This window comes from Cellulosimicrobium cellulans (genome assembly GCF_016921195.1).
In the GTDB taxonomy this organism is placed as follows: domain Bacteria; phylum Actinomycetota; class Actinomycetes; order Actinomycetales; family Cellulomonadaceae; genus Cellulosimicrobium; species Cellulosimicrobium cellulans_F.
This window is the reverse complement of the sequence record NZ_JAFGYF010000005.1, coordinates 49,336-60,947: the sequence shown is the minus strand read 5'-3', so window position 1 is coordinate 60,947 and position 11,612 is coordinate 49,336. Positions and strand designations below refer to the sequence as shown.

The window sequence follows — 11,612 nt, the reverse complement described above, 5'->3', positions numbered from 1 at the left end:
CGCGCGGCCGACCGCCCGGCGCGAGGGTCAGGCGCGCGCCGGGCGTGTCGCGGCGACGACCGCCGCGACGAGCGCGACCGCAGAGGCGCCGACGGCGGCCCAGGCCACGGTGGTGTCCACGAGCCCGCCCCCGAACCGCGCGACGGCGATCCACGCGAGACCCCACGCCATGGCGAGACCGATGCCGAGCGCGACCGCACGGCGTCCGGCGGCGAACGCCGCCCACGCGACGGACAGCCCCGCGGCGAGCGCGACGAGCACGACCGACCAGCCCGTCGCGCCCAGGCCGAGGTCGCCGACGCCCGCGTCCGCGAGCGCCGCGGCGACGTTCGCGAGCGTCGCGACGCTGACCCAGCCGGTGTACAGGCCCATGGTCCCGTCGAGCACGACGGCCTGCGCGGTCGACTCCGGCCGCCGGCGTACCAGCCGCACGACGACCACCGCGTCGACGGCGAGCAGCGCCGCGATGACGACGACGCTCAGCGGGACCCACCCGGCCTGCACGACCCCGATCCACGCGGCGTTGAGCACCATGGAGGCGAGGACCCACCACGACGTCGCGCGCAGGCGCGGGCTCGCTCCGTGCCGCGGTAGGACCTGGTAGACCGCGAACGCGAAGAGCCCGAGGTAGATCACGGACCAGATGCGGAACGCCGGGCCGTCGGGCGCCACGGGAGTCGCGGTCGAGGACAGCGCGCCCCCGGCGGTCTGCTCGACGGCGGTGCCGCCGAACGCTCCCGCGCCGTACGCGGCCGCCCCGGCCGCGACGAGCGAGCCGACGAGGACGACGACCTGGCGGACGCGGTCGGAGGGCGCGGGCGCCGGGACGACGCCCGCCGGGACGGCTGCTGTGCTCATGCCTCCAGCGTGACATCACTCAGCATGCTGAGCATCTGGGGAGCCCTCGGCCACCGCGCTGCCGAGACCGACGCTGCTCGCCGAGCAGCGTCGAACGAAGAGAAAGGTAGGCGGCGCCGCTCAGGCCAGGGGCTGGCGGTCTGCCCAGGCGGTGAGCGTCGTGCGCGGGCCCGTGAAGAACGGGACCTCCTCGCGCACGTGGCGGCGCGCCTCGGTCGCGCGCAGCTCGCGCATGAGGTCGACGATGCGGTGCAGCTCGTCGGCCTCGAACGCGAGGATCCACTCGTAGTCGCCGAGCGCGAACGACGCGACCGTGTTGGCGCGCACGTCCGGGTAGTCCTTCGCCGCGAGGCCGTGGTCGCGCAGCATGGTGCGGCGCTCGGCGTCGGGCAGCAGGTACCAGTCGTACGAGCGCACGAACGGGTAGACGCTCAGGTAGTCGCGCGGCGCCTCGCCCGCGAGGAACGCCGGCACGTGGCCGCGGTTGAACTCGGCGGGACGGTGCAGCGCGGCGTTGGACCACACGGGCTCGAGGTGCGCCCCGAGGCCGCTCGCGCGCAGGCGCTGGTAGGCACCCTGCACCGACTCGATCGTCGGGCCGTGCCACCACACCATGAGGTCGGCGTCCGAGCGCAGGCCCGCGACGTCGTACCAGCCGCGCACGACGAGCTCGCCGTCGGTCGCGGCCGGGTCGTCGCCCCCACCGACGGCGCTCAGCGCGTCGGTCACGAGGCCTGCCCGCTCGTCGGCGTCGGCGGGCAGGGGTGCCGCCGTCGCGAAGACGGACCACATCGCGTAGCGGATGGTGGTGTTGATCTGCTCGTGGTCCGCGGGGACGCGCGCGGCGTCGTTCATCGGGTTCCTCCCTGGTCGGTACGGGGGCTCAGCTGTGGATGTCCGTGCTGCACAGCGCGGGGACGCCGCTCGGCTCGCCGTCGCGGCGCAGGCAGCAGCCCGGCGCGCACACCGACCGGAACGCCGGGAGGTCGCCGACCGTGGCCTCCTCGACGTCCTCGCCCCGCGCGAGGGCCGCGCGCTCGACGAGCAGGTCCACGAGACCGCGCACGAACGGCTCGCGCGTGCCCACGGTGCCCGCGCGGACCGCGGTCATCCCGAGACCCGTCGCGGTCTCCATCGCCTCGGTGTCGAGGTCGTACGCGACCTCCATGTGGTCGGAGACGAAGCCGATGGGCGACAGCACGACGTCGCGCACGCCCTCCTGCGCGAGCGCCTCGAGGTGGTCGTTCACGTCGGGCTCGAGCCACGGCTGGCTCGGCGGGCCCGAGCGCGAGCAGTACGCGAGGTCCCACGCGATCTCGTGGCCGAGTCGCGCCGACACCTCGGCGACGATCACGCGCGCGAGGTCGAGGTGCTGCTCGGAGTACGTCGCGTGCGAGACGCGCGACGCCGCCTCCATGGTGTCCGGGATGGAGTGCGTGACGAACACGAGTCGCGCGGCCGCGCCGTCGCCGCCCTTCTCCGCGAGCGCGGCGTAGCCGTCCAGGACGGCGTCGACGTTCGCCTGCGCGAAGCCGGGGTGGTTGAAGTAGGAGCGCACCTTGTCGAACTGCACGCCCGTCGAGCCGTCGGGCCCGAGCTGGCCCCGGCGGTCGAGCACGACGGCCAGGTCCTCGCGGTACTGGCGGCAGCCCGAGTAGGAGGAGTACGCCGACGTCACGAGCGCGACGGCGTTCTTCGCGCCCAGCGCCTCGAGCTCGTCGATCGCGTCGGTCGTGTACGGCTCCCAGTTGCGGTTGCCCCACACGACGGGCAGCTCGACGCCGCGGCGCGCGAGCTCGGCCTCGAGCGCCACCTTGAGCGCGAGGTTCTGCTCGTTGATGGGGCTCTTGCCGCCGAAGCCGTAGTAGTGCTCGCCGACCTCCTCGAGGCGCGAGTCGGGGATGCCCTTGCCCGCGGTGACGTTGCGCAGGAACGGCACGACGTCCTCGGGCTTGTTGGGCCCGCCGAACGAGTACAGCAGGAGCGCGTCGTAGGGGCGCAGGTCAGGCGTGGGACCGGGGTCGACGGCGCTCGCAGGGGTGGCGGCGGGCTCGACGGGTTCAGCGGCGCGGCCCGTGCCGGCAGCGACGTCCTGGGGGGAGAACGGGGGCATGCTCTTGATCATGGCACCTGCTCCAGGCCCCGCCCGCCCGGAAGCGGACCGCGGGGACGTGACATTGACGGGACAGAGTGTCACCTCGTCCGGGCGGCTTCCCGCGGACCGTAGACTCGGGCTCGCTCGTTCCTCGGGCCGGGCGCCGGGCGGCGTCGCCCGTCGCGCAGAGCCGCCCGGGCCGGACCACGTGGAGGTGGAGCAGTGCCGCTCCCGGAGATCACCGAGCGCGTGGCGCTCACCCTGCCCGACGGGAGCCTCGACCGCCGGTCGGTCGGCTGGGCGCGGCAGCCGCTCGTCGACACCTCCGGCGTCGCGCGGGGCGGGCAGCGCCCCTGGACCCGGCACACCGGCCGGAACAAGCGCTGGGAGTACTGGGGCGTCGTCACGCCGACGCACGTCCTCGCGCTGACCGTGTCCTCGCTCGACTACGCCGCGGTGCACGAGGTCTGGGTCCTGGACCGGGAGTCGGGCCGCACATGGGGTGCGGACGCGACCGTCGTGCCCGCGCGCGGCGTCGAGCTCCCCGGGTCGCTCGGCGACGGCCCGGCGCGCGCCCGTGCGAAGAACCTCGCGATCGACCTCGACGAGGTCGACGGCGGGACGCGCCTGCGTGCTCGGACCCGCGAGGTCTCGTTCGATGTCGTCGCCGTCCTGCCGCCCGGGCACGAGCGGCTCGCCGTCGTCGTGCCGTGGAGCGACACGCGCTTCCAGTACACGGTCAAGGACGTCGCGCGTCCCGCGCGCGGCACGCTGTGGGTCGACGGCCGGGCGGTCGACGTGCCCGCCGGGTCGTCGTGGGCGGTCCTCGACCACGGCCGCGGACGCTGGCCGTACGACGTCCGGTGGAACTGGGGCGCCGGCTCGGGCGAGAGCCACGGGCGGGTCGTCGGGATCCAGGTCGGGGGGCGGTGGACGGTCGGCACGGGCTCGACCGAGAACGCCGTCCTCCTCGACGGGCGGATCCACCACCTCCCCGACGAGCTCGCGTGGGACTACGACCTCGCCGACCCGCAGAGGCCGTGGCGGGTCACCGGTGGTGGGCTCGACGCGACGTTCGAGCCCTTCCACACGAAGGTCACGCGGACGAACCTCGGGATCGTGTCGTCGTCGACCGACCAGTGCTTCGGGACCTGGTCGGGGACGTTCACCCCACGTGACGGTGGCCCGTCGGGCGCGGCCACGACCGGGCCGGTGCGGTTCGACGGTCTCGTCGGCTGGGCCGAGGAGGTCCACAACCGCTGGTGAGCGCGCCGCGCCCCCGCCCCGCTTGCCAGTGCCCGCGGCGTGCCTAGCGTGGGGACGATCCGGCGGCACCGACGCCGCCGGGCGCGGCCCGCGCGCGACGGCGACACCGTCCCCTCCGCGGCCGTGCCGGCACCGGCAGCGACGCCGGTGGGAAGGGGAAGCTCATGCAGTCACGACGAGGACGGTTCAGCGCAGGGACGACGGGGGTCGCGGCCGCCGCGGCGCTGGTGATGCTCCTGCCGTTCGGCGGCGGCGAGCGCGGCGACGACCGCGGCGACCGCGGCGGCCAGGGCCACGGGAACGACCGCGCCCGCAACGTCATCTTCATCCAGGGCGACGGGCTCGGGCTCTCGCACCGCGAGCTGATCCGGCTCGCGACGGTCGGCAAGGACGGGCAGCTCGCGATGGACTCGCTCGAGCACGCCGGCTGGACCACCACGGACTCGGCCGACGCGGAGGAGGCCGTCACCGACTCCGCCGCGGGCGCGACCGCGTTCGCGTCCGGGGTCCGCACGTACAACGGGGCGGTCGGCGTCGACGTCGACGGCAACCCGGTCCCCACCCTCCTCGACGCTGCCCGGGGTGCGGGCAAGGCCACCGGCCTCGTCACGACGGCCCAGGTCACCGACGCGACCCCCGCGGCCTTCGGGGCGCACGTGCCCGACCGGGGCGACCAGAGCGAGATCGCGCGCCAGTTCCTCGAGAGCTCGCGGCCCGACGTCGTGCTCGGCGGCGGCGAGGACTGGTGGTACCCGGCGGGCGACCCGGGCGCGTGGCAGGACAACCCCGCGAAGGACCCGACCGAGCAGAGCAAGGGGACCGAGGGGAACCTCGTCGAGCGCGCGCAGGACCTCGGCTACACGTACGTGACCGACGCCGAGGGTCTCGCGGACGCGCGCGGGCGCAAGCTGCTCGGCCTGTTCGCGAACGAGGAGATGTTCGAGCAGCGCAACGAGGGCGAGGGCGACCTGTACGAGCCCGAGGTGCCGCTCGTCGACATGACGGCCAAGGCGCTCGACGTGCTGTCGCGGGACCGCGACGGGTTCTTCCTGCTCGTCGAGGAGGAGGCGGTGGACGAGTTCGCGCACCGCAGCAACGCGACGCGCACCATCCAGGCCGGCCAGGCGCTCGACGAGACCGTCGCGCTCGCCCTCGACTTCGCGGCGCGGAACCGCGGCACGCTCGTGCTCGTCGTGGGCGACCACGCGACGGGCGGGCTCGCGATCGAGAACGTCGACCCCGACGACGAGGGCGGCGAGGGCGCGACGACCGAGGACGGGCCGTTCGACCTCGCCGGCTCGGACCTGCAGTTCACGGTCGACTGGACCACGGGCGGCCACACGGGCGAGGCCACGCCGATCACCGCGCAGGGGCCGGGCGCCGAACGGCTCGCGGGCGCGCAGCGCAACACCGACGTCCACGACGCCGTCCTGCGCGCGATGCAGGGCCGGGGCCGCGGCTGACGCGCCCCGAGCGCCCGGGCCGGGCTCCGTCGAGCACCACCCTGCTCGTCGCGGTCGAGCACGACGTCGGTGTCGTCGTCCGAGGGATGACGACACCGACGTCGGTCTGGGAGACGGACCGGGTCAGCCCTTGACCGCTCCCCCGAGACCCGCGCCCTGGAGGAAGAGCCGCTGGAACACCAGGAACAGCGCGACCGGGATGAGGGTCGAGATGGCGAGAGACGCCAGGAACACGCCGAGGTCCGTCGACGCCTCGATGGACGGCAGCCGCACCGACAGAGGCTGGATGTTCGGGTCCTTGAGCACGAGCAACGGCCAGAGGAAGTCCTTCCACGCGGCGATGACCGCGAACACCGAGACCACGCCGATGATCGGCTTGGACATCGGCAGGACGATCGACCAGAACAGCCGGAAGGACCCCGCACCGTCCACGCGGGCGGCCTCGAACACCTCGCGCGGGAGGCTGTCGAAGAACCGCTGGACGAGCAGCACGTTGAACGCGCTCGCGCCCGCGGGGAGCCACACCGCCCAGAAGCTGTTGATGAGCGACTGCCCCAGCAACGGCGGGTCGAGGATCGTCAGGTAGAGCGGCACGAGCAGCACCACGGCCGGCACGAACATCGTCGAGAGCACGAGCGCCTGGACGATCTTGCCGTAGCGCGGGCGCAGCACCGACAGGGCGTACCCGCCCGTCGTCGCGACGACGATCTGCGAGACCCACGAGCCGACCGCGAGCCAGATCGTGTTGAGGAAGTACTTGCTGATCTGGACGTCGTTCCACGCCCTGTCGAGGTTCTCCCACGCGATCCCGTTCGGGAAGACCGCCATCGGGGTGCGCAGGATGTCCTGGGTGGGCGTGACGGCGAACTTCGCGAGGAGCAGCATGGGGCCGAGGCCGACGACGACGAGCAGCACGAGGAGGAGCACGTGGGTCGTCCCCATGCCCCAGCGGACGCTCGGCCGGCGCCAGTCCGCCTCGGAGAGCGCGCCGCGGTCCTCGACGCCGTCGAGCGCCTTGCGCCGCCGCGCGCGGAGCCGACGACGGTCGGCCTCGCGGCGGCTGCGGGCAGCGGCCGAGGCGCGCTGCGCGGTGTCGGCGGCGTCCTCGGCGACGACGCCGACCTCGCTCGGGTTGTCGGTGGACGAGAGGGTCATGACGTGCTCCAGGACCGGGTGAGCCGGAAGTAGATCAGCGAGAAGATCGCGAGGACGACGGCGAGCATGAGCGACAGCGCGGTCGCGGCGCCGTAGTCGCCGCCGAGGCTGTTCTGGAAGGCGTAGCGGTAGATGAGCAGCAGCACCGTCACGGTCGCGTTGTTCGGTCCGCCGCCGGTGAACAGGTACGGCTCGAGGAAGACCTGCGCGGTGCCGATGACCTGCAGGATGAGCGTGATGAACAGCACGCCGCGCAGTGCCGGCAGCGTCACGTGCCAGATCTTGCGCCACAGGCCCGCGCCGTCGACCTCGGCGGCGTCGTAGAGCTCGGGCGGCACGCTCGTCAGGGCGGCGAGGTAGATGATGATCGTCCCGCCCGCGCCGGCCCACGTGGCGGCGAGGACGAGCGAGGGCATGGCCCACGAGGCGTCCTGCAGCCAGGGGTAGGGACCGAGGCCGACCCAACCGAGGATCGTGTTGAACACGCCCGTCGGGCTGCCCTTGTAGAAGAACTTCCACAGCAGCACGGCGACGACCGGCGGCACGACGACCGGCAGGTAGGCCAGCGCCGAGTAGAGCCCCTTCGCGCGGCGCACCTCGCGCATGAGCACGGCCGCGACCAGCGGGATCGGGTACCCGAACAGCAGCGCGAGGAACGCGAAGTACAGCGTGTTCTTCACGGCCTTCCACAGGAGCGGGTCGTCCAGCACCTGGCGGAAGTTGTCGAGCCCGACGAACGTCGGGTCGGTGACGAGGTTGGTCTCCTGGAAGCTCATGATCACCGCGCGGACGATCGGGAACCACGAGAAGACGCCGAAGATCAGGATGAGCGGGAGCAGGAAGACGAGGTTGCTCAGGCCGCCGCCACGGAACCACGTCACGGGGCTGCGGCGTCGGCCGTCGCGGTCGGCCCGCGCGTGGGAGGCGGGTCCCCGTCGCGGCGGGGCGGTGGTGGCGGTCACAAGCGGACGTCCTTCGGTGCGATGGGAGGTGCCCGACGACGCGAGGTGCGTCGCGCCGTCGGGCACCGGCGGGGTACGGGTCGGCCGGCAGGGGGCGCTGCCGGCCGACCCGGGTCTGCGACCGGGTCGCGCGGACGGTGCGGTCCGCGCGGCCCGGCTGTCAGCCCTGGTCGAGCAGGGCCTGCGCCTCGGTGTTCGCCTGCTCGAGCAGCGCGTCCACGTCGGCGTTCTCGTCGGTCAGGACCGCCTGGACGATCGGGTCGAGCAGCGCATAGACCTCCTGGGTCTTCTGCGACGGCTCGCCCACGAGCGGCAGGTCGAACATGTTGTCGGTGAACGCGGACATCTGGTCGAGCGGGACGTTGACGTAGTCCGCGATCCACTGCTGGTTCAGCTCGTACTGCTCCTGGGAGAACATCGGCAGGACCGGGGTGCCCACGGGCTGGTCGTTCGCCGCGAGGGTCTCCGCGTCGGCCACCGCCCGGTCCTCGTCGACCAGCTTGGCGAGGTAGAAGAAGTCGATCCACTTGATCGCCGCGTCCTTCACCTCGTCGTCCACGTTCGCCGGGACCCCCGCGAGGGTGCCGCCCGTGAGCGTCGCAGCGTCGGGGTCGTCGTCGAGCGGGATCGGGGCGAGCCCGTAGATCGCCGGGTCGATCGCGTTCGTCTGCACGAGCGAGGTGTAGATGTCCGAGCCGGACGTGAACATGCCGACCTGGCCCGCCGCGAACTCCTGGTTGATGCTGCCCCAGTCGAGGAGGAAGTTGGCGCCCATCGAGTTGTCGTCCCAGCGCAGCGCCTTGAGGAACTCGAGCGTCTCCTTGGTGCCGTCGTTGTCGAGCGTCGCGGTCGCCTTCTGATCGGCGTCGACCTCGACGGTGCGCCCGCCGCGCGAGACGGTCTGGGCGGTGAGCTGCCAGCCACCCGTGTTGTTCTGCGTCATCGTCGCGTAGCCCGCGACACCGGGGTTCGCGTCGGCGATCCTCTTCGCGTACTCGCGGACCTCGTCCCACGTGGTCGGCGGCTGGTCCGGGTCCAGGCCGGCGGACTCGAAGAGCGCCCGGTTGTAGTGCAGGGCGACCGGGTAGGCGTTCTTCGCGGGGATGGCGTAGACGTTGCCGTCCGCCCCGGTGCCGGCCTCGAGGATCGTCGGGTTGAACTTGTCCGCGTAGGGCAGTGCGCGGAACTGCTCGTCCATGTCCGCGAGCTGGCCGTTCTCGACCAGACCCTTCGCGTCGGTGAACGGGATCTCGAAGACGTCGGGCAGGGTGCCGCCGGCGAGCTGGGCGGCGAAGGTCGTCGCCTTCCACTCGTACTCCTCGGGCACCACGTCGATGTCGGGGTTCGCCGCCTCGAACTCCTCGACCTGGGCCTCGAACGCGGCGACGGCCTCCTCGGTGGAGCCGGGGAGCAGGGAGACCACCTTGAGGGTGACCTTCCCGTCGCCGTCGGTGCTGCCGCCGTCGTCCTCGCCCGAGCCGCTGCTCGAGCACGCGGCGAGCGTGCTGATCGCGAGCGCCCCCGCGAGGGTGAGGGCGATCGCCTGACGTGTGGACTTCATCGTCACTCCTGTGTTCCGGTGGTGCTGGGTGTGCTGGGTGTGCTGGGTGTGCTGGGTGGGTGCTGGGTGACCGGGCCGACCGGCTCGCGGCCCGGGGTCTGTGGCGGTCAGGCGTCTCGGCTCGTGCGCGCCGTCATGCGCGCAGCCAGACCGCGGTGTCGGGGGCGAGGCGCGTCGGCGGCTCCGGCGCGTCCGTCCCGTGCGGGGTACCGCTGTGCAGGAGGACCTCGGCGTCCGCGGGCAGCGGGACGTCCTCGGCCCCGAGGTTGACGACGCACGTGACCGCGCGGTCGTCGTCGCCGCGGGTGAACGCGAGCACGTCGTCGCCGAGCGCGACCCCGCCGAGGGAGTCGAGCCAGCGGAACGCCTCGCCGTGCAGCGCGGGCTCCGCGCGCCGCGTCGCGAGGACGCGGCGGTAGAGCGCGAGCATCGACGTCTCGTCGTCGGACTGCGCCTCGACGGACAGCTCGCCCCAGCCCGCGGGCTGCGGCAGCCAGGGCCGAGCACCGCCGTCGGGCCCGAACCCGTGGCTCGTGCCGCCGCGCGTCCACGGGAGGGGGACGCGGCAGCCGTCACGACCGGGGTCGACGCCGTCGGAGCGGAAGTGCATGGGGTCCTGGATCGCGTCGAGTGGCAGGTCCTCGACCTCGGGCAGGCCGAGCTCGTCGCCCTGGTAGAGGTACAGCGAACCCGGCAGCGCCGCCGAGAGCAGCGCCGCGGCGCGGGCCCGACGGCGCCCGGTCTCGAGGTCCGTCGGCGTCCCGAAGCGCTTGGTCGCGAACGCGAACGAGCTGTCCTCGCGCCCGTAGCGCGTCACCGGGCGCGTCACGTCGTGGTTCGACAGCACCCACGTCGCGGGCGCCGCGACCGGGGCGTGCGCGTCGAGCGTCGTCTGGACCGACTCGCGCAGCGCCTTCGCGTCCCACGGGCGCGCCATGAAGTCGAAGTTGAACGCCGTGTGCATCTCGTCCGGGCGCAGGTACTGCGCGAACCGCGCCCGGTCCGCGAGCCACACCTCGCCCACGAGCACGCGCGGCTCCTCGTAGGAGTCGGCGACGGCACGCCAGCCTCGGTAGATGTCGTGCAGCTCGTCGCGGTCGACGTGCGGGTGCTCGCCCGGTCCGGGGTGCGCGGGGACCTCGGGCAGCGCCGGGTCCTTGACGAGCTGGGCCGCGGAGTCGATGCGGATGCCCGCGGCGCCGCGGTCGAACCAGAACCGCAGGATGTCCTCGTGCTCGCGGCGCACGTCGGGGTGGTTCCAGTTGAGGTCCGGCTGCTCGGGCGCGAACACGTGCAGGTACCACTCGCCGGGCGTGCCGTCGGGGTTGGTCGTGCGCGTCCACGTGCTGCCCTGGAACTCCGAGACCCAGTGCGTCGGGATCTGGGACCCGTCCTCGCCCTTGCCCGGGTGGAACCAGAAGCGCTCGCGCTCCGGCGACCCGGGACCGGCCGCGAGGGCCGCCCGGAACCACTCGTGCTCGGACGAGACGTGGTTGGGGACGATGTCGATGATCGTGCGGATCCCGAGCTCGCGCGCCTCCGCGATGAGCTGCTCCGCCTCGGCCAGCGTGCCGAACTGGGGGTCGATCGCGCGGTAGTCCGCGACGTCGTAACCGCCGTCCGCGAGCGGGGACACGTACCAGGGGGTGAACCAGATCGCGTCGACCCCGAGGTCGCGCAGGTAGGCGAGGCGCTGGCGCACGCCTGCGAGGTCGCCGGTGCCGTCGCCGTTCCCGTCCGCGAAGCTGCGCACGTACACCTGGTAGATCACGGCGCTGCGCCACCAGTCGGGCGACGCCGCCGCCGGCTCCCGCACCGCCTGCGCGAGGGTCGCGTCGGGGGTGGGTTCGCCGTCGGCGACTCGGGGGTGATCGTTGCTCACCGCGTCCTCTTCCGTGAGTTCGTGGGCTGCACGTGCCCGGGGGCCGTGCCTCGCCTGCTGCGCACTGCGTCCGATCCGACCGGGTGGGCCCCGGGACGGTCGTCGTGCACCGGGTGCCGACCGCGCCGTCGTGGACGACTGTAACTAGCCGACAAGATGCGCGCAAGAACCCGACAGCACCGTTATCGAAACGCTATCTCTCGACGCCGAGAGACCTACGGCTCCTTACGGAGCGCGCCGAACCCGGGGATATCGACGGGCTCGACCTCCGCGGCGCCGACGACCCCCGGTTCGGCGACCGCGGGCGGGCACGACGACGAGGGCCCCGGTCCGGCGCGCTAGCGGCCGGGCCGGGGCCCTGCGGGAGTGG

At 73.3% G+C, this 11,612-nt stretch carries 9 protein-coding genes; 2 read left to right on the top strand and 7 right to left on the bottom strand.

Going from position 1 to position 11,612, the window contains the following annotated elements; translation table 11 throughout:
• Window positions 1-27: 27 nt before the first annotated feature.
• From JN535_RS12145 to JN535_RS12135, 3 genes are all read right to left on the bottom strand, one after another.
• A complete protein-coding gene (locus JN535_RS12145) occupies window positions 28-858 on the bottom strand; it encodes a tryptophan-rich sensory protein (RefSeq protein ID WP_205205824.1) in 831 nt (276 codons plus the stop codon).
• A gap of 120 nt (window positions 859-978) precedes the next feature.
• A complete protein-coding gene (gene hemQ / locus JN535_RS12140) occupies window positions 979-1,713 on the bottom strand; it encodes a hydrogen peroxide-dependent heme synthase (RefSeq protein WP_205205823.1) in 735 nt (244 codons plus the stop codon).
• Between the two features lie 28 nt (window positions 1,714-1,741).
• Entirely contained in the window at window positions 1,742-2,971 is a 1,230-nt protein-coding gene (locus JN535_RS12135) for a ferrochelatase (protein ID WP_205205822.1), read from the bottom strand.
• A 204-nt stretch (window positions 2,972-3,175) separates the two neighbouring features.
• Here JN535_RS12135 and JN535_RS12130 point away from each other — a divergent pair, with 204 nt between their 5' ends.
• Together JN535_RS12130 and JN535_RS12125 are read left to right on the top strand one after the other, a co-directional pair.
• The gene (locus tag JN535_RS12130) at window positions 3,176-4,219 is read left to right on the top strand and encodes a DUF2804 domain-containing protein (protein ID WP_205205821.1); all 1,044 of its coding nucleotides are present in this window, start codon (window positions 3,176-3,178) and stop codon (window positions 4,217-4,219) included.
• Window positions 4,220-4,383: 164 nt separating this feature from the next.
• Window positions 4,384-5,682: an alkaline phosphatase gene (locus JN535_RS12125; protein WP_240201060.1), complete on the top strand. Its 1,299-nt coding sequence runs from the start codon at window positions 4,384-4,386 to the stop codon at window positions 5,680-5,682.
• Window positions 5,683-5,805: 123 nt separating this feature from the next.
• On the opposite strand, the gene JN535_RS12120 is transcribed toward JN535_RS12125, so the two are convergent.
• The 4 genes from JN535_RS12120 to JN535_RS12105 form a co-directional block, all read right to left on the bottom strand.
• Complete coding sequence (locus JN535_RS12120; RefSeq protein WP_205205820.1) at window positions 5,806-6,837, bottom strand: carbohydrate ABC transporter permease; 1,032 nt, start codon at window positions 6,835-6,837, stop codon at window positions 5,806-5,808.
• Entirely contained in the window at window positions 6,834-7,799 is a 966-nt protein-coding gene (locus JN535_RS12115) for a carbohydrate ABC transporter permease (RefSeq protein WP_205205819.1), read from the bottom strand. The genes JN535_RS12120 and JN535_RS12115 overlap by 4 nt, the downstream gene beginning before the upstream one ends.
• Window positions 7,800-7,959: 160 nt before the next feature.
• Window positions 7,960-9,360, bottom strand: a complete 1,401-nt coding sequence (locus JN535_RS12110; RefSeq protein ID WP_205205818.1) for an extracellular solute-binding protein — start codon at window positions 9,358-9,360, stop codon at window positions 7,960-7,962.
• A gap of 133 nt (window positions 9,361-9,493) precedes the next feature.
• Entirely contained in the window at window positions 9,494-11,176 is a 1,683-nt protein-coding gene (locus JN535_RS12105; RefSeq protein ID WP_205205996.1) for a glycoside hydrolase family 13 protein, read from the bottom strand.
• Window positions 11,177-11,612: the final 436 nt, after the last annotated feature.

What these genes read in the sequence shown, in the direction of transcription:
- JN535_RS12145 (WP_205205824.1), bottom strand. Translation starts at nt 858, where the DNA reads ATGAGCACAGCAGCCGTCCCGGCGGGCGTCGTCCCGGCGCCCGCGCCC.
- hemQ (WP_205205823.1), bottom strand. Translation starts at nt 1,713, where the DNA reads ATGAACGACGCCGCGCGCGTCCCCGCGGACCACGAGCAGATCAACACC.
- JN535_RS12135 (WP_205205822.1), bottom strand. Translation starts at nt 2,971, where the DNA reads ATGCCCCCGTTCTCCCCCCAGGACGTCGCTGCCGGCACGGGCCGCGCC.
- JN535_RS12125 (WP_240201060.1), top strand. Translation starts at nt 4,384, where the DNA reads ATGCAGTCACGACGAGGACGGTTCAGCGCAGGGACGACGGGGGTCGCG.
- JN535_RS12120 (WP_205205820.1), bottom strand. Translation starts at nt 6,837, where the DNA reads ATGACCCTCTCGTCCACCGACAACCCGAGCGAGGTCGGCGTCGTCGCC.
- JN535_RS12110 (WP_205205818.1), bottom strand. Translation starts at nt 9,360, where the DNA reads ATGAAGTCCACACGTCAGGCGATCGCCCTCACCCTCGCGGGGGCGCTC.